The sequence below is a fragment of the Pseudomonas sp. MS01C9 genome (assembly GCF_058202755.1).
The window spans coordinates 1,549,918-1,573,104 of record NZ_CM177073.1; the positions used below are offsets into that span (position 1 = coordinate 1,549,918).

Below are 23,187 nucleotides of genomic sequence, written 5' to 3' on the forward strand. Positions count from 1 at the left end.
CAGCCAGCCCATTCCCGATCAGCACCAGGTGAACGGCAGTCGTATCAGGCCGGCTTGGTCTCTGCCAGCGCTTGTTGCGCCTGCTCTTTCTCCGCCTCCTTGATGTCCTCCTCACTGACCATTTCCGCAATCACCCGCAGTCGCTCCACCACCCGGGCGTTGACGCTGCCCTCGGGAAACTCGCCGTTTTCATCCGGCTCACCGGCAGGTTCGCCGACCAACAGGCTCAGCGCTTCGTCGGCCTGGCGCACCGCATAGACGTGGAACTGCCCTGCCCGCACGGCCGCCAGCACTTTTTCATCGAGCATCAGGGTGGCGACGTTGGCCTGGGGAATGATCGCCCCCTGCTCGCCGGTCAGCCCGCGAGCTTCACAGAGACGGAAGAAACCTTCGATCTTCTCGTTGACCCCGCCCACCGCCTGTACTTCGCCGAACTGGTTGATCGACCCGGTGATGGCGAAACACTGCTTCAGCGGCGTCTTCGACAAGGCCGAGATCAGCGTGCAGGCCTCCCCCAGGGAAGCGCTGTCGCCGTCGACGTAACCGTAGGATTGCTCCAGGGCGATACTGGCGGAAATCGCCAGGGGAAATTCCTGGGCGTAGCGACTGCCCAGGTAACCGGTGAGGATCATCACACCCTTGGAGTGGATCGGCTGGCCCAGGTTGACCTCCCGCTCGATGTCGACGATGCCGCTGCCGCCCGGGTACACCGTGGCGGAAATCCGCGCCGGTACGCCGAATGCCGAATCGCCTACCTCCAGTACCGTCAAGCCGTTGCACTTGCCCACGGCGGCACCGTCGGTGTCGATCAGGATGATTCCCGCCAGCATATCGTCGAGGATCCGCGCCGAAACGCGCCCGGTCCGGGTGGCCTTGGCCTTGAGCGCACGCTCGATGTGGCCCGCATCGGTCATTTCGTCCCCGGCCAACTGACGGATGAAGTCCGCCTCGCTGACCAACTGGAACAGATCGCCGATGCGCGCCGACAGGCGCCCCTGGTGTTCGGCCAGGCGCGCACTGTAGGTGGCCAGGCGCGCCACCGCATCGGCGGTCAGCGGCGCCATGCCCTCTTCCGAGGTGCGGGTCTTGAGCAACTGGGCGAACTGCTCCAGGCTCTCGTCGCCCATGGGGATGTCTTCGTCGAAGTCCACCAGCACGCGAAACATTTCCTGGAAATCCGAATCCAGGTCCTGCAAGGCGTAGTACAGCTGACGAGCGCCGATGATCACGACCTTGACCTGCAACGGAATGTGTTGCGGCGTCAGGCTCACCGTGGCCACCCGGCCCAGCTCACCCAACGGTGATTCCATCTTCAGCTTGCGCGATTGCAGGGCGCGCTTGAGGGCGTCCCACACGAATGGCTCGCCAAGCATTTTTTCCGCTTCGAGGATCAGGAAGCCGCCATTGGCCCGGTGCAAGGCGCCGGGACGCAACTGCCGGTAGGTGGTGTAGAGCGCGCCCTGGTCCGTGCTGTACTCGATGCGTCCGAACAGGTTGTCGTACGTCGGGTGCGGCTCGAACACCACGGGTGCGCCACCGCTCGCCGGATGCCCTACGACCAGGCTCGGGGCGTATTGCTCCTCCAGCAACTTGCGGGCGATGGCGTCGGTCTTGCTGTCGTCCACCAGTTGCTCGACCACGGTCCTGAGCAGGTTGACCTGCATCGCCTGCAGGTAACCGCAGACGGCCGCGTTCTCGGCATATTTCTCCGAAAGCGGCGCCAGCAGGGGTTGCAGGGCCAGGGTGATGGTCTCTTCGTTGAGCTGGCGCAACTGGTTGTTGGACTCGCGCTTCCATTGCGGCAGGCTGGCAAGTTCCTCGTTCAGGCGCTCTTCCAGGCTGGAAATGTCTTCATGGAAACGCTCGCGCTCGGCCTCCGGCAACTGGGCGAATTCCGCTTCGTCCAGGGCCTTGCCTTCGCTCATCGGGGTGAAGGCGATGTTGCTGCTGTCGCGGTACAGCGCGACATCCTTCTCCAGCGCCAGGCGTTCGATCACATCGAGGGCACGGTCGTAGCGCTGGTTGAACGCGCGGTCGATGGCACTTTTTTTCTGCTGGTAGGACGGGTGCTCGAAGACCGCAGGAAAAGTCGCCAGCAGGTTGTCGATCAGGCCGTTGATATCGGCGATGAAAGCGCCAGCGGTTCCCGAAGGCAGCTCCAGGGCCCGGGGTTCACGAGGCTCGTCGAAGTTGTTGACGTAGACCCAGTCGGCCGGGGTCTGCATGCGCTTGCCTTCGGCCTTGAGGTAGCGCTTGACGAACGAAAACCGGCCGGTACCGGGTTCGCCCATGACAAAGACGTTGTAACCGGGGCGCGGCATGGCCACGCCGAACTGCAAGGCTTCGACCGCACGTTCCTGGCCAAGCACACCGCGGAAGGGCTCCAGATCATTGGTGGTAGAGAAGCTGAACTGTTCAGCGGAAAACGGACGAGTCAGCGCTTCGGGCGCTAGACGCAGGCTGGCAGCAACAGGATCAGGCATCGGGCTTCCTTACATCAGGCGGGGCAGATAGCGGCATTCTGGCGCCCCCCGCACCGCACTGGCAAGGAGCGCCTCAGGCCAAAGCATAGTCAAGACGTTCACCCGGGGCGCGGGCCAGAAAATACATGGGTTTATGGATAGTTTTTTGCAAAATGTCACGGAACCCTCGGATCGTGCCTAAACTCCAACTTGCGCGGCTGGATGAATAACCGGCCCACTGGCGCCTGGCCCTTCGGGCCAGACCCTGTCCGATTGGTATGCACATAAAAGAGAACATAGCTATGAAACGGATTCTTCTCGGTACTCTCTTCACCGCTGTATCCCTCAACGCCATGGCTCAGGCGCCAGGCGGTCCGGATTGCGGTTGGGGCAACATGCTGTTCGAAGGTCAGCGTGGCACCCCGGCTCACTTCCTGGCATCCACCACCAACGGCACTTCCGGCAACGCCACCTTCGGCATGACCTCCGGCACCAATGGTTGCTCCACCAACGCAGCACTGACCTACGGTGGCAAGTCCTGGCTGGCCATGAATGGCATGATGAACGAGCTGTCCGAAGACATGGCCAAGGGGCAGGGCGAAGCGCTGACCACCTATGCCGTGGTACTGGGTGTGGCACCGGAAGACCGTGCCCACTTCTCCGCCGTTACCCACGAGCACTTCCAGCAGATCTTCAGCAAGGCTGACGTGACCGCAGAAGATGTGCATACCAACACCCTGGCCGTGCTGAAAAACGATCCTCGCCTGGCCAAGTACGCTACTCAAGCTTAAGCTCGACCCCACTCGCTCCTTTCGGGGAGCGGGTTTTCTTTTCGAGGCCCCCCTTCCGGTCTTTTTATTTTTTGACTTTCCAAGTAGCCGACTATGCTCAAACGCCTTGCCTGGCTGGCGCTCTGTGTGTGCGCCCCTTTGTCCGCCGCGCCTCATGTCGACACCCAACGTTTGCAGCAACTGGCCAATGACCCCTTCTGGATTTCCCTGGGCCACTACGAAACCGCCAAGCTGGGCGGCTGGCGCAGCTATATCAACGACGAGAAATTCTTCCTCGCCCCTGACGGCAACGAACACCCCGACCACGAGTTGAGCGCCACGCTGCAAGCCCTGTACGGCCCGGCCGACGCCGGCCAGCAGCACGCCCAATGCGTGTACCCGGCACGCACGCGATGGCTCAAGGCGCAGCTCAACCTGACGGACCTGCCGGTGGTCAACTGCAGCGATTTCACCCAATGGTTCAAGGACGTCTCTCCTCATAGCGCAGTGATGATCTTTCCCGCGGCGTACCTGAACAGCCCCTCGTCGATGTTCGGCCACACCCTGTTGCGTATCGACCAGGCCGACGTGCAGAGCGACAAGACCGCCCTGCTCAGCTACGCGATCAACTTCGGTGCCTACATCGAGGGCTCCGACAACAGCCTGCTCTACGCCTGGAAAGGCCTGATGGGAGGCTATCCCGGCCTGTTCGCCCTGGTGCCCTACCAGGAAAAGCTCTCTGAATACCGCAGCCTGGAGAACCGCGACCTGTGGGAATACCGCCTCAACCTGAGCCAGGCGGAAACCGAGCGGATGGTCGAGCATGTCTGGGAGCTCAAGCAGATCCGGTTCGACTACTTTTTCTTCGACGAAAATTGCTCCTATCGCCTGCTGGAACTGCTGCAAGTGGCTCGCCCCGGCCTGCGCCTGACCGAACAGTTCCCGCTGACCGCGATTCCCACCGACACCGTCAAGGCCGTGAAGGACGCTGGCCTGGTGGAGAGCATCCAGTATCGGCCGTCCCGCGAGCGGGAACTGCTCAGCCGTGCCGAGCCGCTCGATGACGACGAACAGCAATGGGTCCTGAAGGTCAGCGCCGACCAGCAGAACCTGCAAACGCCCGGGTTCAGGGCACTGCCTCGCGAGCGCCAGGCCCTGGTGGTCGACGCGGCCTATCGTCTGGAACGGTACCGAGCCAATGGTCAGGAGCGCGACCCACAGCGGGCCCAGCGCAGCTTCGAGCTGTTGAGGGCCATCAACCGCAATCCTGCCCCGGAGCTCGATATCCCGCAGCCGGGTCTGCCCGAGGACGGTCATCAATCGCGCACATGGCAAGCCGGCCTTGGTACCCGGGGCGATCGGGCGTTCGGTGAATATGGCTTGCGCATGGCCTACCACGACCTCAATGACAATGCCGAGAGTTTCCCGCTGGGGGCGCAGATCGAGATCCTGCAGTTGAAACTGCGCCAGTACGAAGGCAACGATTGGCAGGTCCAGCAACTGGACCTGGCGACCATTCGCTCCCTGACCCCGCGCAACGAGCTGCTACAGCCGTGGTCCTGGCAGGTCACGGGAGGCCTGGAGCGAGTGCCGGGCAAGCATGACGATGAAACCCTGGTCAGCCACGTCAATGGCGGTGCCGGGGGCACCTGGGCGCTGGGCGAAGACGTGCTCGGGTTTGCCCTGGGCACGGTGCGGGTGGAACACAACAACGACTTCGCTCAGTTCATCGCCCCGGCCGCCGGCTTCAACAGCGGCGTGCTGTGGAAAAACCCATTGGGCAACCTGAGCCTGGAGGCCAAGGGCGACTACTTCACCAATGGAGAGGTACGCCGCAGCGTGAGCCTGAATCAACAATGGGAACTGTCCCGCAACCTTGGTCTGCGTCTGAGTGCACAGCGCGAGTTCAGCCACCTGGCCTCGCCGGAGAACGAGGTGATGCTGGAGGTCAAGTGGTACCACTATTGATCGGCCCACGACCGCTCGCTCGGTGAACGGATTCATCACAACGCTTTCACGTCGGCCCGACAAATCGACTTCTAGACTTTCTCCATGAATGGGCAAGGCAGGGCGATCGATGAGGCGCGTAGTGACGGTAATGGCTGTGCTGATGCTGCTCGGTGGCTGTGAAACCACCCACCAGGACCTGATCGCACGGGGCTTTCCTCCAGCGTTCGCCGACGGCTTCGATGATGGTTGCAGCAGTGGCCGTCAGGCAGCCGGCGTGATCACCGGCCAGTTCAGGAAGGACGTTCCACGCTACCTCAAGGACGCCCATTACGCCGAAGGCTGGCAGGATGGCTTGCGCCAATGCCTGGCCATGCGCGAAAGCGAAGAGCGCGATGCCTACCGCGAACGGCACTGGGACGAGCGCGAGCGGGCCTGGCAGCAGGAAAAGGATCGGGACGCCGCCCGGGCTTATCGCTCGCAGTGAGTCGCATACAGGCATTCGGGGAAACCAAAAGCCTGCCAGCATGGCCCAAACTCCAGGAAAGGAGAAAAACCATGAGTCGTGCCTTCGTCAACGAAGACAACGCCGCGGCCCAGGCCGATCAGCCGGTCGAACGCCAGGTCAGCGCGCAGATCAACTACGTCACCCCCGCCGGGCTTGCCCAACTGCAGGCCCGGGTCGCCCAGTTGCAGGCTCTGCACAGCCAACAGACGGCCAGGCAGGAGCAGGCGGACAAGCAGCGCATCGCGGATATCGAACGGGATCTGCGCTATTTCAACCAGCGCTTGAAAAGTGCACAGGTGGTGACGCCAACGTCATCGGACCAGGTGCGGATCGGACATTGGGTGACCTTTGTCGACGAGCATGATCACGAGCAGCGGGTGCAATTGGTGGGCGAAGACCAGGCCGATGCGGCCAGTGGGCTGATCAATTGGGGCTCGCCCCTGGGACGGGCATTGCTGGGAGCCAGGGTCGGAGAAGAAGTGGTCTGGAAACGACCGGTGGGGGATCTGGCGATCGAAGTGCTTGCAATAGAGCCGGGGTAACCCTCATGGCCTCCGCCAGGCCCTTTCGAACACGGCATTATGAGCTAGCGCAAGCATCGTGGCGGGCTTGCCCGCGAAGGCGGCGGAACAGGCAACACGGATGTTGAATGAACCGACGCCTGCACAGGCAAGCCACGCCTACAACAATTCCACAGGCTGATCAGGCCAGTTTCTTGTGCCGTACACGATGCGGCTGGGCAGCGGCTTCGCCGAGGCGTTTCTTGCGATCGGCTTCGTACTCGGTGTAGTTGCCCTCGAAGAACACCGCCTGGGAGTCATCTTCGTACGCCAGGATGTGAGTCGCCACGCGGTCAAGGAACCATCGGTCGTGGGAGATCACAATGGCGGCGCCCGGGAAGTCCAGCAGGGCTTCCTCCAGGGAACGCAGTGTTTCGACGTCGAGGTCGTTGGACGGTTCGTCGAGCAGCAGGACGTTGCCACCCTCCTTCAGGGTCAGCGCCAGGTGCAGACGCCCACGCTCACCGCCGGACAGGTCCTTGACGAACTTCTGCTGGTCGCCACCCTTGAAGTTGAAGCGCCCCACATAGGTGCGCGACGGGATTTCATAGCTGCCGATGCGGATCTGGTCGGAACCGTCGGAGATCTGCTGGAACACAGTCTTGCTGCCATCCAGGTCTTCGCGGCTCTGGTCGACGCAGGCCAGTTGTACGGTTTCACCGATTTCGATGGTGCCCGAATCCGGCGTCTCCTTGCCCATCAGCATGCGGAACAGCGTGGACTTACCCGCACCGTTACCACCGATCACGCCGACAATGGCGCCCTTGGGCATGGAGAACGACAGATTGTCGATCAGCACGCGATCGCCGTAGCCCTTGGTGACGTTCTTGAATTCGATGACCTTGTCACCCAGGCGCGGACCGGCCGGGATGTAGATCTCGTTGGTTTCGCTGCGCTTCTGGAATTCCTGGGACTGCATTTCCTCGAAGCGTTGCAGACGAGCCTTGGATTTGGACTGGCGGGCCTTGGCGCCTTTGCGCACCCACTCCAGCTCTTCCTTCATGGCTTTTTCATGGGCCGACTGCTGCTTGGATTCCTGGGCCAGACGCTCGGACTTGGCTTCCAGCCAGCCCGAATAGTTGCCCTCGTAAGGAATGCCCGCGCCGCGGTCGAGTTCCAGGATCCAGCCGGCGACGTTGTCCAGGAAGTAACGGTCGTGGGTGATCGCCACCACGGTGCCCGGGAAGTCGTGCAGGAAATGTTCGAGCCAGGCGACGGAATCGGCGTCCAGGTGGTTGGTCGGTTCGTCGAGCAGCAGCATGTCCGGAGCGGACAGCAGCAGGCGGCACAGGGCCACACGGCGCTTTTCACCGCCGGACAGGTGTTCGACCTTCGCGTCCCAGGCCGGCAGGCGCAGCGCATCGGCGGCGACTTCCAGCTGGCGCTCCAGGTTGTGGCCGTCGCTGGCCTGCAGGATCGCCTCCAGCTTGGCCTGTTCGGCGGCCAGCTTGTCGAAATCGGCGTCCGGGTCGGCGTAGGCGGCGTAGACCTCATCCAGGCGTGCCTGGGCGTCCTTGATCGCGCTGACGGCCTCCTCGACCACTTCACGAACGGTCTTGGTCGGATCCAGTTGCGGTTCCTGAGGCAGGTAACCAATGTTCAGGTCCGGCATCGGGCGGGCTTCGCCATCGAATTCCTTATCGACGCCGGCCATGATTTTCAGCAGCGTGGATTTACCCGAACCGTTGAGGCCCAGCACGCCGATCTTGGCGCCGGGGAAAAATGACAATGAAATGTTTTTCAGGATTTCCCGCTTCGGCGGAACAACTTTGCTCAGCCGATGCATGGTGAAGACGTATTGAGCCATGGTGAACCTAGCGTCTGTGACAGGTGAAAAGAACGAGCCGGGCCATGCGCGGCGCCGGCAGTTGACGGTCATCAATGCCTGCGGGCAGATAAAGCCTGGGAGTCTGAGCGTGCGCTCCTGGGTTTGTAGGAAAGGTGCCTGCGGCTTGCCTGACCGCCGTTCGGCGAACTTTCTTACAAAGCCTGGTTTGACCGGCAAAGCTACCTCAACCGTCCGTCAAGGTCCAGCCGCCAGGGACTGGCACTTTGCCACAACTCAAGGCATGCTAGCCGCCCTTCGGGCGTCCAGCTTATAGTGCACGTCGCGCCAGTCCAGCAAACTGCAGGATTACAGCTTGTCCAACGTCACACCGACTCTGTCCCCACGTGCACCGGATGCTGTGCCTGGCTCGCCCCTGCGCGGGACATTGAAGGGCGCCCTGGCCACGCTGGTATTGCTGCTGCTCGGATTGCTCTTCTGGCAGTTGCTCGACCAATTGCGTGTTACCCAGCAGCAACAACGCCAGTACACCATTGACTACACCGCCGACCTGGCCGCGCAAGTCAGCCTGAACATGGCCCTGAATGCGCAGATCGCCCTCAACCTGCTACCGATCGTCGAACAACCGCAAACGGCCGACGAACAGCAGGCCCTGTTGCGCAAACTCCAGCAATCGCTGCCTGAACTGCGCAGCCTGGCGTTGCTCAGCCCCTCCGGCCGGGTGCTCAGCGACAGCGACGCCGACAGCCACGACGCCAGCTACCTGACCGAACTGGTGCGCCGCAGCCACGCCCAGGCGCACTATTTCAGCAATGCAGACGACGGCTCCGTGGTGCACCTGTTGTTGCACCAGGCTTCCGGCAGTACTCGCGGCTACTGGGCCCTGCGCCTGACTCCAAGCTTCTTCGCCACGTTGACCAAGCAGGCCGATACAGGCCTGCGTCCACTGTGGCTGGTGGAAAACCGCCTCAACCGGCAGATCATCAGCCGCGACGAGAGCCACCCTTCGGTCACCCCGGTACACCTGTCGCCCGAGGATCTGGACAATACCGTATTGACCGTGCCCCTGAGCAGCAGCGACTGGCAATTGCGCGGGCTGTTCGACCGCCGGCAGGTGCTCGAGCAACTGTTGCCGGCCTTCATCGGCAAGTGCCTGCTGGGGCTGGCTTTCTCGATGCTGCCGGTGATCGCGCTGCTCAACATGCGCCGCCGTCAACGGCAGTTGCACGAAGGTCGCCGGCGCTATCAAGACATCTTCGAAGGCACCGGCGTGGCCTTGTGCGTACTCGATCTGTCGGGGCTCAAGTCATTCTTCGCCAAGGCCGGCCTGCATAACGGCGATCAACTGCGCACCTGGATGAAAGTCCCGCACCAACTCGAGCAGTTGCAGCAGGAAGTGCGCATCACCGAAGTCAATCAGATGGCGTTGCGGTTGCTCAATGTCGATTCCTGCGGGCAGGCCTGGCAACTGCTGGTGGGCAACGGTCCCCAGGACAGCAGCCCCGTCGGTTCGAAACTCCTGGAAGCCCTGCTCGATCCCCACAAGCAACTGGAATTGGAAATCAAGCTCCAGGACGCCCATGGGCGCGATCAACACCTGTGGCTGGTTTTGCGCCTGCCGGAAAAACAGGAGGACTACAACGCCGTCATCCTGAGCATCAACGACATCACCAGCCGCAAGCTGATCGAACTCTCCCTGCTCGAACGCGAAGGCTTCTGGTCCGACGTGGTGCGCACCGTGCCGGACCACCTCTATGTGCAGGACGTCATCAGCCAGCGGATGATCTTCAGCAACCACCACCTGGGCCAGACCCTGGGGTACGACCGTACCGAACTGCACCAGATGGGCGAGTACTTCTGGGAAATCCTGCTGCACAGCGACGACGCCGACCATTATCAGGACCTGCGCCAGGAGCAACGACGAGGCGGCTACAGCCAATTGCTCCAGTGCCAGTTGCGCTTTCGCCATCGCAATGGCAAGTGGCGCCGTTTCGAGATCCGCGAACAGGCCCTGGCCCGGGACCGTCACGACCAGGTGACGCGGATCATCGGCGTGGCCAAGGACATCACCGAACAGATCGAAGCCAGTGAGTCGCTGCGCGACAGCGAGCAGCGCTACCGGATGCTCGCCGAAAGCATCAGCGACGTGATTTTCTCCACCGACAACAAGCTTTCGCTCAACTACGTCAGCCCGTCAGTGCAAGCCGTGCTGGGCTATAACGCCGACTGGATCTTCCAGAACGGCTGGCAATCGACCATCGCCAATCCGCAACAGCTGACCGGCATCTACACCCTGATGGACCGCCTGAGCAAGGCCCTCGACAAGCCCGAGCAACTGGCCGAGCTGCGCAACCAGATGCAGACCCAGCTGTTCCTGTTCGACTGCCTGCGGGCCGACGGCCGAAAAATCCCTATCGAGTTGCGACTGGTGCTGGTGTGGGACGATCTGGGCGCATTCGAAGGCGTACTCGGCGTCGGCCGCGATATCAGCCAGCAACGGCGCGCCGAGAAGGACCTGCGCATGGCCGCCACGGTGTTCGAGCACTCCACGTCGGCGATCCTGATCACCGACCCGGCCGGCTATATCGTCCAGGCCAACGAAGCCTTCAGCCGTGTCAGCGGCTACGCGGTGTCGCAGGTGCTCGACCAGTTGCCCAACATGCTGACCGTGGACGACCAGCAGGAAGCCCACCTGCGCTACGTACTCAAACAGTTGCAACAGCACAGCACCTGGGAAGGCGAAGTCTGGCTAAAGCGCCGCAACGGCGAGCATTATCCGGCCTGGGTCGGCATCACGGCGGTGCTGGACGACGAAGGCGACCTGGCCAGCTACGTGTGTTTCTTCAGCGACATCAGCGAGCGCAAGGCCAGCGAGCAGCGCATTCATCGCCTGGCCTATTACGACGCCCTCACCCACCTGCCCAACCGCACGCTGTTCCAGGACCGCCTGCATACCGCGCTGCAATCGGCCGAACGGCAGAAGACCTGGGTGGTGCTGATGTTCCTCGACCTGGACCGTTTCAAGCCGATCAACGACTCCCTGGGCCATGCCGCTGGCGACCGGATGCTCAAGGAGATGGCAACCCGGCTGCTGGGCTGCGTCGCCGACGACGACACCGTGGCCCGCATGGGCGGCGACGAGTTCACCCTGCTGCTGCAACCACGGGCCAGCCGGGAAATGGCGCTGAACCGGGCGATCAACGTCGCCGAACAGATCCTTGCCAGCCTGGTCCGGCCATTTGTCCTCGAAGGCCGGGAATTCTTCGTCACCGCCAGTATCGGTATCGCCCTGAGCCCACAGGACGGCAACGAACTGAGCCAATTGATGAAAAACGCCGACACGGCCATGTACCACGCCAAGGAACGCGGCAAGAACAACTTCCAGTTCTACCAGGCCGATATGAACGCCAGCGCCCTGGAGCGCCTGGAACTGGAAAGCGACTTGCGCCACGCCCTGGAACAGAACGAATTCGTGCTGTATTACCAACCGCAGTTCAGCGGCGACGGCAAACGCCTGACCGGCGCCGAGGCCCTGCTGCGCTGGCGTCATCCGCGCCGCGGGCTGGTGCCGCCAGGGGACTTCATCCCGGTGCTGGAGGAGCTCGGGTTGGTGGTGGATGTCGGCGACTGGGTCATCAGCGAGGCCTGCCGGCAGCTCAAGACCTGGCACCAGGCCAAGGTCCGGGTGCCGAAGGTCTCGGTCAACATCTCGGCCCGGCAGTTCTCCGACGGCCAGCTCGGCACGCGCATCGCCAACATCCTGCGCAGCACCGGCCTGCCGCCGGCCTGCCTGGAGCTGGAACTGACGGAAAGTATCCTGATGCGTGAGGTCAGCGAGGCCATGCAGATCCTGGCCGGATTGAAGAACCTCGGCCTGAGCATCGCCGTGGATGACTTCGGCACCGGCTATTCGTCGCTCAACTACCTCAAGCAATTCCCCATCGACGTGCTGAAGATCGACCGGACCTTCGTCGATGGCCTGCCCTCCGGCGAACAGGACGCCCAGATCGCCCGGGCGATCATCGCCATGGCCCACAGCCTCAACCTGGCGGTGATCGCAGAAGGGGTCGAGACCCACGAACAACTCGATTTCCTGCGCGAACATGGCTGTGATGAGGTCCAGGGTTACCTGTTCGGCCGCCCGATGCCGGCCAATCGGTTCGAAGCACAGTTCAGCAATGATGCGTTGTTCATGCTCGACTGAGGTTCTTCGGTGCCTGTGGTGGCCTCATCGCGAGCAAGCTCGCTCCCACATGTTGACCTGCGTGCCCATCACCCTGTGGGAGCGAGCTTGTTCGCGATAGGGCCCGCCAAGGCCACGCAGCATGGCTGCTTGAATCCCATTCGTCCGCGACATGACGTCCTTTCATATGCCTTCCAAAACCGGTTGGGTTAGAATGCCCCCCTTTTCTGCCCCCGATCCTTGAGGACCGCCATGTTCAGCCGTGATTTGACTATTGCCAAGTACGACGCCGATCTCTTTGCCGCCATGGAGCAAGAAGCTCAGCGCCAGGAAGAGCACATTGAGCTGATCGCTTCGGAAAACTACACCAGCCCCGCGGTGATGGAAGCTCAAGGCTCGGTTCTGACCAACAAGTACGCCGAGGGCTACCCGGGCAAGCGCTACTACGGTGGTTGCGAGTACGTAGACGTAGTTGAGCAACTGGCCATCGACCGCGCCAAGCAACTGTTCGGTGCCGACTATGCCAACGTCCAGCCCCACGCCGGCTCCCAGGCCAACGCAGCCGTCTACCTGGCCCTGCTGTCGGCCGGTGACACCATCCTGGGCATGAGCCTGGCCCACGGCGGTCACCTGACCCACGGCGCCAGCGTTTCGTCCTCCGGCAAGCTGTACAACGCCATCCAGTACGGCATCGACGGCAACGGCCTGATCGACTATGACGAAGTCGAGCGCCTGGCCCTCGAACACAAGCCGAAAATGATCGTGGCCGGCTTCTCCGCCTATTCGCAGGTCCTGGATTTCGCCCGTTTCCGCGAAATCGCCGACAAGGTCGGTGCCTACCTGTTCGTGGACATGGCCCACGTGGCCGGCCTGGTCGCCGCTGGTGTCTACCCCAACCCGGTGCCTTTCGCCGACGTGGTCACCACCACTACCCACAAGACCCTGCGCGGTCCACGTGGTGGCCTGATCCTGGCGCGCGCCAACGCCGACATCGAGAAGAAGTTGAACTCCGCCGTATTCCCGGGCGCCCAGGGCGGCCCCCTGGAACACGTCATCGCTGCCAAGGCGATCTGCTTCAAGGAAGCGCTGCAGCCTGAGTTCAAGGCCTACCAGCAGCAGGTGGTGAAGAATGCCAAGGCCATGGCCGGCGTGTTCATCGAGCGCGGCTTCGACGTGGTGTCCGGCGGGACCGAGAACCACCTGTTCCTGTTGTCCCTGATCAAGCAGGACATCTCCGGCAAAGACGCCGACGCCGCACTGGGCAAGGCGTTCATCACCGTGAACAAGAACTCGGTGCCAAACGACCCACGCTCCCCGTTCGTCACTTCCGGCCTGCGCTTCGGTACTCCGGCCGTGACCACTCGTGGCTTCAAGGAAGCCGAGTGCAAGGAACTGGCTGGCTGGATCTGCGACATCCTGGCCGACCTGAACAACGAAGCGGTCATCGACGCCGTACGTGAGAAGGTCAAGGCCATCTGCAAGAAACTGCCGGTATACGGCGCCTGATCAGCCCGTTCAACCGTCATTAAAAAGGCCCGCATCGAAAGATGCGGGCCTTTTTCATTCAATGCCGCCCTGGAGTGGGCAAATAACTCCAAGCCATTCAGAAACTTCCACTCCTTAACACTTTACGCCTTGCAATACACCGACCGGCAATAGCCTTGGGAAATTCCATTAATATCGACCCCGAACAACGCTACAACTCGTGAACTTCACAAAGGATTCGAATATTACATGGACCGTAATCTTTCTTTTGATGCAACCCTCCGCCTGCCCGATAACCACGTAAACCTGCTGGAAGTACTCCATGGCAAGCCTGCACTGGCCTCCGTCAGTTCCTTCAGCGGCGGGTTCTTCACCGGCAGGCCGCAGACCCTGGACCACTCGAGTTTGCTGGGCTTGCGAGCCAATGCAGGAGGCGCGGCACCACGACCGCTGAGACTGCATTTCAGCGCCACGGCAGATGGCTACAGGCTGCACATCAGAAACCGAGGCGAGCATTACAATAAGTTGATTGGCATCCGTTGGCTCGAAGTACTGGGGGTAAATGACCCGGACATTGACACGCCCACGGCATTCACGCTGATCGACCATCAGGACACAGTCATTACGCGGGCCGATATCAACGCGCGTCATTTGCCTGTTTCACTGATGACAGCCAATAAGAAGTATATAGGCGGCATGAAAGTACGCGGTTCGCCTTATATATACCTCGCTGAAACGGAAGAGAAATCCCGGATAACCTTCATCCTGAGCGTCGTCGATAAAAAACGCTCCTGAGCCCGCAACGAGAATGACGAACGGTCAACGCTGGCGGATCCTGATGGCGAGGGATTCGTCTCCTCGCCATGGGGTTTGCCCCTTGGCCGGGCAAGGCGGGCCGGACGTTGCACGGAGCAACGCCCGCAGTCTGGGGAACATCAAAGCAGGACGGCTTCGAAACCTGCGCGGATTTTTTCCTCCGGCAGCTCATCGGCAATGAAAACGATCACGCTTTCCCTGGCCTCGTCCGGTGCCCATTCGGTGTCCCAATCGAAACCGTACAACTTGAGCACGCCCTGGAACACCAGGCGCCGGGATTCTCCGGCAATGTTCAGCACACCCTTGTAACGCAGCAATTGCTTGCCATGGTCTTCCAGCAACTGGTTCATGAAGGTGCTGAGCCTGTCGATGTCCAGTGGTTTGTCAGTGCGCAATACCAGGCTGCTGATGCGATCTGCCGTGGCCGGCTTGAGGACCGGTCGCAGGCTGAATCCCGCGCCCAGGTCGGCATTGAGATTGAAGCCGCGGATATCGAGCAGCTCGGCCAGATCGATCCTGCCGTGCTCCACGACCCGGATGGGCGCCCGCCGGTTGATACGGGTCAGGCGTTCACCAAGCGCTTGCACTTGCGCAGCGTCCACCAGATCGGTCTTGCTGAGCAGCAGACGGTCAGCGAACCCGACCTGGGCCTGGGCGATGGACTGGGCCAGGTGCAGGTCGGCATGGGCCGCGTCCACCAGGGTCAGGATGCCGTCGAGAATGTAGCGCTCACGCAGTTCCTCATCGATGAAAAACGTCTGGGCCACCGGCGCCGGATCGGCCAGGCCGGTGCACTCGATCACCAACCGGTCAAACGCGATCTCGCCGCTGTCCAGCCGTTCGAGCAACAGGTACAGGGCCTTGGTCAGGTCGGTGTGGATGGTACAGCACACGCAACCGTTGGCCAGGGTCATGACCTGCACCGGCTCATCGCCCAGCAATTGGGTATCAATGCCGGCATCACTGAATTCGTTCTCGATCACAGCGATTTTCAGGCCGTGCTCGGCCTTGAGCAGATGACGCAACAGCGTGGTCTTGCCGGCGCCGAGAAAGCCGCTGAGGATGGTGACCGGGATGGGAGAGGACAAACTGAATCTCCTTGATAGCTGAAAGGAAAGCAATTTTTGGGGATGAGCCTGCTCGCGAAGGCATCGGGTCAGTGGACATTATCATTAACTGACACTCCGCCATCGCGAGCAAGCTCGCTCCCACAAGGGATCCGTGGCGTAAGCAAATCCTGAGGTCACCTCACAAAGAGGTCTGTGGTGTATGCACCTCTTGAGCCCCCCAGAAACAACTGTGGGAGCGAGCAAGCTCGCTCCCACAAGGGTTGCATCATCCGCCGGCAATCAGCGGTTCAACAGCATTTGGGCCCGGCCTTGCCGCCGTAGCGGGCTTCCTGGCGTTCGCGGAAGAACGCCTCGTAGTCCATCAGCGGCTTGTCCGGGTGCTTGGTTTGCATGTGCTCGACGTAGTTGTCGTAGTCGGGCATGCCGACCATCAGGCGGGCGGCCTGACCGAGGTATTTACCGAGGCGACTCAAGTCATTGAACATCGTTGCAATCCTCTGGTTACGCGTCCGGCAGGGCCTGGAATGGCGCTTCTTTGTCCGTGCGCTCTTTCGTGCCCCAGGCGGCGATGCCGACCTTGAGCGCGTAGAACAGGATGCTGAAGACCACGAACAGGAACAGCACCGTCAGCGTGGCGTTGGTGTAGGCGTTGAACACCACGTGCTGCATCTGCTCCACGCTCTTGGCCGGGGCCAGGACCTGGCCGGCGGCCAGGGCATCGTTGTACTTGCGCGCCAGGGCCAGGAAGCCGATCGCCGGGTTGGCGTCGAACAGCTTGATCAGGCCCGCGGTGGTGGTGCAGATCAGCAGCCACGTCGCCGGCAGCAGCGTGACCCAGACGTAGCGCTGGCGCTTCATCTTGATCAGCACCACGGTACCGAGCATCAGGGCGATCCCCGCCAGCATCTGGTTGGAGATGCCGAACAGCGGCCACAGGGTGTTGATGCCACCCAGCGGGTCGATTACGCCCTGGTACAGCAGGTAGCCCCACAGTGCCACGCAACCGGCGGTGGCGATCAGGTTGGCGGGCCAGGATTCGGTGCGCTTGAGGGCCGGCACGAACGAGCCCAGCAGGTCCTGCAGCATGAACCGCCCGGCACGGGTGCCGGCGTCCACCGCGGTGAGGATGAACAGCGCTTCGAACAGGATCGCGAAGTGGTACCAGAACGCCATGGTGTTCTCACCCGGCAGCACCGAGTGCAGGATCTGCGCGATACCCACCGCCAGGGTCGGCGCACCACCGGCGCGGGCCAGGATGGTGGTTTCGCCGATGTCCTTGGCCACCGCCTGCAACGCGTCCGGCGTGATGGCAAAGCCCCAGTTGCTGACGGTCTGCGCCACGGCCACCACGTCGGTGCCGACGATGGCCGCCGGGCTGTTCATGGCAAAGTACACGCCCGGCTCGATCACCGAAGCGGCGACCATGGCCATGATCGCCACGAAGGACTCCATGAGCATGCCGCCGTAGCCGATGTAACGGGCATTGACTTCGTTATCCAGCAGCTTGGGCGTGGTGCCCGATGAAATCAGCGCATGGAAGCCCGACACCGCGCCACAGGCGATGGTGATGAACAGGAACGGGAACAGCCCGCCCTTCCACACCGGGCCGGTGCCGTCGGTGAACTGGGTCAGCGCCGGCATCTTCAGCTCGGGCATGGTGATCAGGATGCCGATCGCCAGGGCGACGATGGTACCGATCTTGAGGAACGTGGACAGGTAGTCCCGCGGCGCCAGGATCAGCCACACCGGCAGCACCGCCGCGACAAAGCCGTAGCCGATCAGCATCCAGGTGATCTGCACGCCGGTAAAGGTGAAGGCCTTGGCCCAGACCGGATCGGCGGCCACCTGCCCGCCCAGCCAGATCGAACCCAGCAGCAACAGCACGCCGATGAGGGAGATCTCACCGATGCGGCCCGGGCGGATGTAGCGCATGTAGATGCCCATGAACATCGCGATCGGGATGGTCGCCATCACCGTGAAGATCCCCCACGGGCTCTCGGCCAGGGCCTTGACGACGATCAGCGCCAGCACCGCGAGGATGATGATCATGATCAGAAAGCAGCCGAACAGCGCGATGGTGCCGGGGATACGGCCCATTTCCTCGCGCACCATGTCGCCCAGGGAGCGACCGTTGCGGCGGGTGGACAGGAACAGGACCATGAAGTCCTGCACCGCACCGGCCAGCACCACGCCGGCGATCAGCCAGAGCGTGCCGGGCAGGTAGCCCATCTGCGCCGCCAGCACCGGCCCGACCAGCGGCCCCGCGCCGGCAATCGCCGCGAAGTGGTGGCCGAAGAGGATGTGCTTGTTGGTCGGGACATAGTCCAGGCCATCGTTGTTGAGCACGGCGGGAGTGGCCCGGCGCGCGTCGAGTTGCATCACGTTGTTGGCGATGAAAAGGCTGTAGTAGCGGTAGGCGACCAGGTAGATGGCCACGGCTGCGACGACGATCCAGAGGGCGTTGATCGCCTCGCCTCGACGCAAGGCCACGACGCCCAGGGCGCACGCTCCCACGACGGCCAGCAGTAGCCAGGGCAGATGGCGCAGCGGGCTATTATTGTTTTTCATTTTTATATTCCAGCCAGGGTGGACAAGAAAGACAGCCACAGGAGTTTAGCGCTAACCCGGACAAAGGCCATACCCGACATTCGTCTGCCGGCGGGCGAACGGTGGCAATGCCCCGCCCGTTGGCGTCTATAGTCAATGAATCTTCGAGAGGGAAAGCGTAATGAGCGATCGCCGCCGCTTCGTACGAATTGAATTCCATGCCCGGACCGAACTGATCCAGGGGTCCAACAAATGGCCGGTGGAACTGCTGGACCTGTCCCTCAAGGGCCTGCTGATCGAAAAGCCCGAACCCTGGCTGGGAGATCCCGAGCATACCTTTACCGCCGACATTCACCTGAGCAACGAGGTGAAGGTGAAGATGGAAGTCCGGTTGATGCATGACGACCACGGCCACCTGGGCTTCGTCTGCGAGCATATCGACCTGGACTCCATCGCCCATCTGCGCCGGCTGGTGGAACTGAACCTGGCCGATAATGATGAGCTGGAGCGGGAACTGGGGGCGCTGATCCATGTCTGAATCAGCGCCGATCCCTTGTGGCGAGGGGATTTATCCCCGTTGGGCTGCGCAGCGGCCCTAAAACCTGACAACCCGGTGTTTCAGGTCGATTGGCGTCGCTTATTCGGGAGCTGCTTCGCAGCCCAGCGGGGATAAATCCCCTCGCCACAGATAACTCCCCTTACCACACACAGTCCCCTCAGCACAGACAAGCCCACTCTTCACAAAGGGCCTTGCAAAGCCTCCCGGGTTACTCGAACAACGCATCCAGCGCCTGTTCCAGGCGTGTCACCGCGATGATCTGCAACCCCGCTGGTGCTTCCTTGGGCGCATTGCCCTTGGGCACGATGGCGCGCTTGAAACCGTGCTTGGCCGCTTCCTTGAGCCGCTCCTGCCCACTGGGCACCGGCCGAACCTCACCTGACAGCCCCACTTCACCGAACACCAGCAGGTCGTGGGGCAGCGGTCGATTGCGCAGGCTGGACATCACCGCCGCCATCAAGGCCAGGTCGGAAGCGGTTTCCAGCACTTTGACGCCGCCCACCACGTTGAGGAAAACATCCTGGTCATGGGTAGGAATACCTCCGTGGCGATGCAGGACAGCCAGCAACATGGCAAGCCGGTTCTGATCCAGGCCCAGGGTGACCCGGCGTGGGTTCGCCAGATGGCTGTCATCCACCAACGCCTGCACTTCCACCAGCATCGGGCGGGTGCCTTCCCAGGTCGCCATGACCACGCTGCCCGGCACTTCCTCTTGGGCGCGCGTCAGAAAGATCGCCGAAGGGTTGGAGACTTCTTTCAGCCCCCTGTCGGTCATGCCGAACACACCCAGCTCGTTGACGGCGCCGAAGCGGTTCTTCACCGCCCGCAACAAACGCAGCCGCCCATCGGACTCACCCTCGAAGTACAACACCGTATCCACCATATGCTCCAGCACGCGCGGCCCCGCCAGCGCGCCCTCCTTGGTGACATGGCCCACGAGGAAAATCGCCGTACCGCTCTGCTTGGCGTAACGCACCAGCAGCGCCGCGCTCTCCCGCACCTGGGACACGCCCCCCGGTGCCGATTGCAATTGTTCGGTGAAGATCGTCTGGATCGAGTCGATCACCATCACCTTGGGCTTTTCCAGGCGAGCCGTGGCGATGATGGTTTCGATGCAGGTCTCGGTCATGACCCGCAATTGATCCTGGGGCAGGCCCAGGCGTCGGGCCCGCATGGCGACCTGTTGCTGGGATTCCTCACCGGTGACATACAACGCAGGCATGCGGGTGGCGAGGTTGCACAGGGTTTGCAGCAGGATCGTGGATTTACCGATGCCGGGGTCCCCGCCGATCAACACCACGGAACCGTCCACCAGTCCGCCTCCCAATACGCGGTCCAGCTCACCGGACGCCGTGGAAAAGCGCGGGATTTCCTCGACACTGACTTCGGCCAGGGTCTTGATCTGCGCCTGCTGGCCAGCCCAGCCCGTACGCCCTGTGGGCGCCGCGGCACCGCCGCTTTCCACCATGGTTTCGGTCAGGGTATTCCAGGCACCGCATTCACTGCATTGGCCGGCCCATTTGGGAAAGGTCGCGCCGCACTCGGTGCAGCCATACATGCGCTTTGCCTTGGCCATCTGAACTCCGGGTAAAAACCGTGATGATAGCCCAGACGACGACCCGAACGGCCAGTTCGTCAACGTGGGGCCGGCATTCTGATTTCACCCTTGGCCAGATCCGCCGCCGTATTGCCCAAAGGGTCCCGGGCCTCGAGGTCTGCCCCCTTGGCCTTCAAGGCCTCGAGCAATTCGGCGCGCTTGAACAGGCCGGCGTACATCGCCGCGGTCTGCCCCGCGCCGTTGCGCTGGTCCGGACTGCAATCGGTAGACAGCAAACGACGCGCAATCTGCACCTCGCCTTTGAAGATGGCGCCCATCAGTGCGGTATTTCCCCGCTTGTCCTGGGCGCAGGCATCGGCGCCAGCGGCCAGCAACCGTTCCACCGCCGGGCCATGGCCGTGATAAGCCGCCAGGATCAGGGCGGTGTAACCTTTTTCATCCTGGGTATCGAGCGAATAACCGGCTTCGATGAAGGTCTCGAGCATCGGCACGTCACCCCGCCGGGCGGCGTCGAAATAATAAGCCTGCAATTGTTCCTGCACCGCCACCGGGTCGGTAGGCACGGGTTGGTCGGCCCACCCGTTCAATGACCAGGCGGCGAGCAGCGATAAGAGAAACAGACGCATCGGCGCGACTCCTTGGGCCTGTGACTGTGGGAGCGAACGCGCTCCCACAGGTTTTGCGCAGGTGGATCAGTCGGTCAGTTTTTCCGCCAGTGCCTTGACCCGGGCCAGATCGCCCTTGGCAACCCGGGCCACGCCGGTGCCATATTCAGGGTCAGCCTTGTAGAGGAAGGACAGGATGATGTGCTTGCTCTCGTCATCGGTGGTCGCCAGCGACCCACCGAAGCTTTCGATCAGGTCGTTGCGCTCCTTCTGGTTGAACGAGCGGTACAGGTCACCGGCCTGCTTGAAGTTCTGCTCACGCTGGATCTTCGCCTGCTGGGTGCTGCCGCCAAGCGCGGTCTGGCTGTAGCGTGCCGAAGGCTGCTCGTCGCGAGGCATCAGGCGGCTCGGTTGATAGTTGACGCCGGTACTGGTGCTGCCAAGGTTCATCGCGCCGTCCTGGTTACCGTTGTTCACTGCAACCTTGGGTGCGTTGATGGGCAACTGCAATGCGTTGGCGCCTACCCGGTACATTTGGGTATCGGCATAAGAGAACACCCGACCCTGCAACAGACGGTCCTCGGAAGGTTCGATACCAGGCACCAGGTTGGCAGGCGCCATGGCCACCTGTTCGGTTTCCTGGAAGACATTCGCCGGGTTACGGTTCAAAACCATCTGCCCGACTTTACGCTCCGGCACACCCGGCCAGATCTTGGTGGCGTCCAGCGGATCGAAATCGAACTTGGACAACTCTTGCGGCTTGAGCACCTGGACATACAGGTCCCACTTGGGGAAGTCGCCCTTGTTGATATGCGTGACCAAGTCATTGGTCATGTGGCTGTAATCCTGCCCCTGAACTTTCACAACTTCTTTCGGGTCGAGGTTTTTCAGACCTTGCAAACTTTTCCAATGAAACTTGACGTAATGAACTTCACCCTTGGCATTCACCAGTTTGTAAGCATGAACACCATTACCGTCCATTTCACGGTAACTGGCCGGCGTGCCGGAGTTGGAATACAGCTCGGTCAGGGTACGCGTCGCCTCGGGAACATGGGAGAAGAAGTCGAAACGACGTGAATCGTCATCCAGATTGGTTCTTGGGTCGGGTTTGAACGCATGGACCATATCGGGAAACTTGATGGCGTCGCGGATGAAAAAGGTCGGGAAGTTGTTCCCCACCAGATCCCAGTTACCGTCGGCCGTATAGAACTTGGTGGCGAAGCCACGGGGGTCGCGCAGGGTTTCCGGCGAATGGTTGCCATGCACCACGGCCGAAAAACGCACGAATACCGGCGTGGTCTGGCCTGCCGCGAAGACCTTCGCCTTGGTCAGGTCGCTGAGGTCGTTGGACACTGTGAAGGTGCCATGGGCACCCGTGCCACGGGCGTGGACCACGCGCTCTGGAATGCGTTCCCGATCGAAGCGCTGGAGTTTCTGGATCAGTTGCACGTCTTGCAACAGGGTTGGGCCGTTGGGACCCGCCGTCTGCGAGTTCTGGTTGTCGCCAACTGCCGCCCCGTTATCCCGGGTCAGGGTGGCCGCATTGACGGAAAGGGACAGCAGGCCGGCGGTCAGTGCAAAAAGGGCGCGACGGTGGGAAAGAGCCCCGCCGCCAAGGGAAGTATTCATAGGAATTTCCTCTGATGTTATAGAGCGCATCCATGTGCGCTTGTCAGAGGCTAGTGCCCGAAAAAGCAAAACCTAAATAGAAATGCCATACCGCTCCGATAGAAAAAACGTTATGGGGAACCGACGGGAAAGCGCGTATCACGCGCGATTGATGGCACTTTGTAAACTTTCAGGCCGGAACCGGGTCGATAACGAAGTGTTTTGTAAGCAGGCGTTTCGAGCGAGACGCATCCGGCTGAATTACACTGCCACCCAACCTCATCAGTCACAAGGAATCACTCATGGGCGTGCTAAGCGAGTTCAAGGCCTTCGCGGTCAAAGGCAATGTCGTCGACATGGCCGTCGGGATCATCATCGGGGCTGCGTTCGGCAAGATTGTTTCTTCATTTGTTGGCGACGTGATCATGCCTCCCATCGGCCTGCTGATCGGCGGCGTGGATTTCAGCAACCTGGCCATCACCCTCAAGGCCGCACAGGGCGACGCCCCGGCCGTGGTGCTGGCCTACGGAAAGTTCCTCCAGACCACCGTGGACTTCATCATAGTCGCCTTCGCCATCTTCCTGGGCGTCAAGGCGATCAACCGTCTCAAGCGCGAAGAGGCCGTGGCACCCAGCGCGCCGCCGGTACCCACCAAGGAAGAACAATTGCTGAGCGAAATCCGCGACCTGCTCAAGGCCCAGAACGAACGGCCCTGATCGATCG

The 23,187-nt window shown here is 61.7% G+C and carries 17 protein-coding genes; 9 read left to right on the forward strand and 8 right to left on the reverse strand.

The window, feature by feature from the left end; genetic code table 11:
* Positions 1-44: 44 nt before the first annotated feature.
* Positions 45-2,483, reverse strand: a complete 2,439-nt coding sequence (locus AC1M7R_RS07180) for a Lon protease family protein (RefSeq protein WP_072398587.1) — start codon at positions 2,481-2,483, stop codon at positions 45-47.
* Between the two features lie 281 nt (positions 2,484-2,764).
* Here AC1M7R_RS07180 and AC1M7R_RS07185 point away from each other — a divergent pair, with 281 nt between their 5' ends.
* From AC1M7R_RS07185 to AC1M7R_RS07200, 4 genes are all read left to right on the forward strand, one after another.
* Complete coding sequence (locus AC1M7R_RS07185; RefSeq protein ID WP_024780764.1) at positions 2,765-3,253, forward strand: DUF3015 domain-containing protein; 489 nt, start codon at positions 2,765-2,767, stop codon at positions 3,251-3,253.
* A 93-nt stretch (positions 3,254-3,346) separates the two neighbouring features.
* Complete coding sequence (locus AC1M7R_RS07190; RefSeq protein WP_072459673.1) at positions 3,347-5,200, forward strand: Lnb N-terminal periplasmic domain-containing protein; 1,854 nt, start codon at positions 3,347-3,349, stop codon at positions 5,198-5,200.
* A gap of 109 nt (positions 5,201-5,309) precedes the next feature.
* A complete protein-coding gene (locus AC1M7R_RS07195) occupies positions 5,310-5,666 on the forward strand; it encodes a hypothetical protein (RefSeq protein ID WP_072398585.1) in 357 nt (118 codons plus the stop codon).
* Positions 5,667-5,737: 71 nt separating this feature from the next.
* A complete protein-coding gene (locus AC1M7R_RS07200) occupies positions 5,738-6,229 on the forward strand; it encodes a GreA/GreB family elongation factor (protein ID WP_072398584.1) in 492 nt (163 codons plus the stop codon).
* 160 nt (positions 6,230-6,389) lie between these two features.
* Here the strand turns inward: AC1M7R_RS07200 and ettA are convergent, their stop codons facing one another.
* Positions 6,390-8,054: an energy-dependent translational throttle protein EttA gene (gene ettA / locus AC1M7R_RS07205; protein WP_072398583.1), complete on the reverse strand. Its 1,665-nt coding sequence runs from the start codon at positions 8,052-8,054 to the stop codon at positions 6,390-6,392.
* Between the two features lie 334 nt (positions 8,055-8,388).
* Here ettA and AC1M7R_RS07210 point away from each other — a divergent pair, with 334 nt between their 5' ends.
* From AC1M7R_RS07210 to AC1M7R_RS07220, 3 genes are all read left to right on the forward strand, one after another.
* Entirely contained in the window at positions 8,389-12,237 is a 3,849-nt protein-coding gene (locus tag AC1M7R_RS07210) for a bifunctional diguanylate cyclase/phosphodiesterase (RefSeq protein WP_072432005.1), read from the forward strand.
* Between the two features lie 231 nt (positions 12,238-12,468).
* Positions 12,469-13,722, forward strand: coding sequence for a serine hydroxymethyltransferase (gene glyA, locus AC1M7R_RS07215; RefSeq protein WP_053153674.1), 1,254 nt, complete (start codon positions 12,469-12,471; stop codon positions 13,720-13,722).
* 228 nt (positions 13,723-13,950) lie between these two features.
* On the forward strand, positions 13,951-14,496 hold the full coding sequence (locus AC1M7R_RS07220; RefSeq protein WP_490610318.1) for a hypothetical protein: 546 nt from the start codon (positions 13,951-13,953) through the stop codon (positions 14,494-14,496).
* A gap of 140 nt (positions 14,497-14,636) precedes the next feature.
* Here AC1M7R_RS07220 and yjiA read toward each other — a convergent pair whose 3' ends face one another.
* The 3 genes from yjiA to AC1M7R_RS07235 all read right to left on the reverse strand — a co-directional run bounded on the left by yjiA (position 14,637) and on the right by AC1M7R_RS07235 (position 18,155).
* The gene (yjiA, locus tag AC1M7R_RS07225; RefSeq protein ID WP_072459669.1) at positions 14,637-15,605 is read right to left on the reverse strand and encodes a GTPase; all 969 of its coding nucleotides are present in this window, start codon (positions 15,603-15,605) and stop codon (positions 14,637-14,639) included.
* 269 nt (positions 15,606-15,874) lie between these two features.
* Positions 15,875-16,072: a YbdD/YjiX family protein gene (locus tag AC1M7R_RS07230; protein ID WP_072390895.1), complete on the reverse strand. Its 198-nt coding sequence runs from the start codon at positions 16,070-16,072 to the stop codon at positions 15,875-15,877.
* Positions 16,073-16,088: 16 nt separating this feature from the next.
* On the reverse strand, positions 16,089-18,155 hold the full coding sequence (locus tag AC1M7R_RS07235) for a carbon starvation CstA family protein (RefSeq protein ID WP_072431377.1): 2,067 nt from the start codon (positions 18,153-18,155) through the stop codon (positions 16,089-16,091).
* A gap of 160 nt (positions 18,156-18,315) precedes the next feature.
* On the opposite strand from AC1M7R_RS07235, the gene AC1M7R_RS07240 reads away from it, so the two are divergent.
* Entirely contained in the window at positions 18,316-18,672 is a 357-nt protein-coding gene (locus AC1M7R_RS07240; RefSeq protein ID WP_165887267.1) for a PilZ domain-containing protein, read from the forward strand.
* 229 nt (positions 18,673-18,901) lie between these two features.
* Here the strand turns inward: AC1M7R_RS07240 and radA are convergent, their stop codons facing one another.
* The 3 genes from radA to katB form a co-directional block, all read right to left on the reverse strand.
* Positions 18,902-20,269, reverse strand: coding sequence for a DNA repair protein RadA (gene radA / locus AC1M7R_RS07245; RefSeq protein WP_072396084.1), 1,368 nt, complete (start codon positions 20,267-20,269; stop codon positions 18,902-18,904).
* 59 nt (positions 20,270-20,328) lie between these two features.
* Positions 20,329-20,877 carry an ankyrin repeat domain-containing protein gene (locus tag AC1M7R_RS07250; RefSeq protein ID WP_072396082.1) on the reverse strand — a complete coding sequence of 183 codons (549 nt, stop codon included), beginning with the start codon at positions 20,875-20,877 and terminating at the stop codon, positions 20,329-20,331.
* Between the two features lie 66 nt (positions 20,878-20,943).
* On the reverse strand, positions 20,944-22,485 hold the full coding sequence (gene katB / locus AC1M7R_RS07255; protein ID WP_072431378.1) for a catalase KatB: 1,542 nt from the start codon (positions 22,483-22,485) through the stop codon (positions 20,944-20,946).
* A 281-nt stretch (positions 22,486-22,766) separates the two neighbouring features.
* On the opposite strand from katB, the gene mscL reads away from it, so the two are divergent.
* Positions 22,767-23,180 carry a large-conductance mechanosensitive channel protein MscL gene (gene mscL, locus AC1M7R_RS07260; RefSeq protein ID WP_072396058.1) on the forward strand — a complete coding sequence of 138 codons (414 nt, stop codon included), beginning with the start codon at positions 22,767-22,769 and terminating at the stop codon, positions 23,178-23,180.
* Positions 23,181-23,187: the final 7 nt, after the last annotated feature.

Bases quoted from the DNA above. Each gene is read 5' to 3' on its own strand.
- AC1M7R_RS07180 (WP_072398587.1), bottom strand. From the start codon at position 2,483: ATGCCTGATCCTGTTGCTGCCAGCCTGCGTCTAGCGCCCGAAGCGCTG.
- AC1M7R_RS07185 (WP_024780764.1), top strand. From the start codon at position 2,765: ATGAAACGGATTCTTCTCGGTACTCTCTTCACCGCTGTATCCCTCAAC.
- AC1M7R_RS07190 (WP_072459673.1), top strand. From the start codon at position 3,347: ATGCTCAAACGCCTTGCCTGGCTGGCGCTCTGTGTGTGCGCCCCTTTG.
- AC1M7R_RS07195 (WP_072398585.1), top strand. From the start codon at position 5,310: ATGAGGCGCGTAGTGACGGTAATGGCTGTGCTGATGCTGCTCGGTGGC.
- AC1M7R_RS07200 (WP_072398584.1), top strand. From the start codon at position 5,738: ATGAGTCGTGCCTTCGTCAACGAAGACAACGCCGCGGCCCAGGCCGAT.
- ettA (WP_072398583.1), bottom strand. From the start codon at position 8,054: ATGGCTCAATACGTCTTCACCATGCATCGGCTGAGCAAAGTTGTTCCG.
- glyA (WP_053153674.1), top strand. From the start codon at position 12,469: ATGTTCAGCCGTGATTTGACTATTGCCAAGTACGACGCCGATCTCTTT.
- AC1M7R_RS07220 (WP_490610318.1), top strand. From the start codon at position 13,951: ATGGACCGTAATCTTTCTTTTGATGCAACCCTCCGCCTGCCCGATAAC.
- AC1M7R_RS07230 (WP_072390895.1), bottom strand. From the start codon at position 16,072: ATGTTCAATGACTTGAGTCGCCTCGGTAAATACCTCGGTCAGGCCGCC.
- AC1M7R_RS07235 (WP_072431377.1), bottom strand. From the start codon at position 18,155: ATGAAAAACAATAATAGCCCGCTGCGCCATCTGCCCTGGCTACTGCTG.
- AC1M7R_RS07240 (WP_165887267.1), top strand. From the start codon at position 18,316: ATGAGCGATCGCCGCCGCTTCGTACGAATTGAATTCCATGCCCGGACC.
- radA (WP_072396084.1), bottom strand. From the start codon at position 20,269: ATGGCCAAGGCAAAGCGCATGTATGGCTGCACCGAGTGCGGCGCGACC.
- AC1M7R_RS07250 (WP_072396082.1), bottom strand. From the start codon at position 20,877: ATGCGTCTGTTTCTCTTATCGCTGCTCGCCGCCTGGTCATTGAACGGG.
- katB (WP_072431378.1), bottom strand. From the start codon at position 22,485: ATGAATACTTCCCTTGGCGGCGGGGCTCTTTCCCACCGTCGCGCCCTT.
- mscL (WP_072396058.1), top strand. From the start codon at position 22,767: ATGGGCGTGCTAAGCGAGTTCAAGGCCTTCGCGGTCAAAGGCAATGTC.